At 58.2% G+C, this 874-nt stretch carries 1 protein-coding gene; it reads left to right on the top strand.

The genetic code is table 11. The features are described 5' to 3' along the window. The first annotated feature begins 424 nt into the window (after positions 1 to 424). A complete protein-coding gene (locus tag AC0L16_RS31790) occupies positions 425 to 724 on the top strand; it encodes a DUF1236 domain-containing protein (protein ID WP_473625480.1) in 300 nt (99 codons plus the stop codon). Positions 725 to 874: the final 150 nt, after the last annotated feature.

Here is an 874-nt window from a genome sequence, read left to right as displayed (position 1 = left end):
TGGTTGTTTTTTTTTTTTTCGGGTTGTTTACCACACAATGACTCCCCGGGCTGTTTTTTTTTTACCCCCCCCCACGCTGCATCTTAAAAATCATCTTTTCACTTAATGGGCCGGGGGTGCTGCGCCCCGCCGCTTGGCCGGGGGGGGCCTTCTTGCCGTTGCGCTGTCGCTACGGTTCATAGCGCCCAGGGTTCATAGCGCCCAAGATTCATAGCGAGTGAAGCGTGCAGTCGGTGCGGCCGAAACCCGCGGCGTCGCGCTTTGCGCGCGACGCGTCAGACTTTGGTCCTACGGAAAGCCCCGCCGAATCGGACCGAAGCCCAGCTAAGGAACGTTTGCGCCTGCCTCAGGTTTGGGTAAGCAAGGCGCGGATGCCGTCCAGAGCAACTGGGCTTACAAGTCACATCACATAAAGGAGGCACTTATGAGAATGCATCTTTCCACCGCAGCCGCGGGACTTTTTCTGCTGGCCAGCGTTGGCGCTGTTGCCGCTCAGGACGTGATCATCGCGCCTGAACAGGAGACCGTGATCAGGGAATATGTGAAAAAGCAGCCGCTCGCATCCGTGGAACTCCCCGGGGTGGAACTCAATATTGGTTCAACGCTGCCCGAGACAGTCGAGCTTCATGAAGTCCCCGACGTCGAGTATCGCTACGTCGTCGTCGACAATCGCACCGTTCTTGTTGATCCCGGCACGCGCAAGATCGTCAAGATCATTCAGTGACCTGAACGCGAGGGGAGGAGACGCCCCCCCCGGGGGAAAAAAAGGGGGGGGGCGAATGGATTGGGGGGGTGAAAATGGAAAAAAAAACAGACATTTTTATTAACCCCACCACGCCCCCCCGGCCGGTTGCGCCCGGGAAGGGGCCGGGGT

Source organism: Mesorhizobium sp. WSM4848 (genome assembly GCF_055811375.1).
The sequence above is the reverse complement of the archived record's forward strand: the minus strand, read 5'-3'. Positions and strand labels throughout refer to the sequence as shown.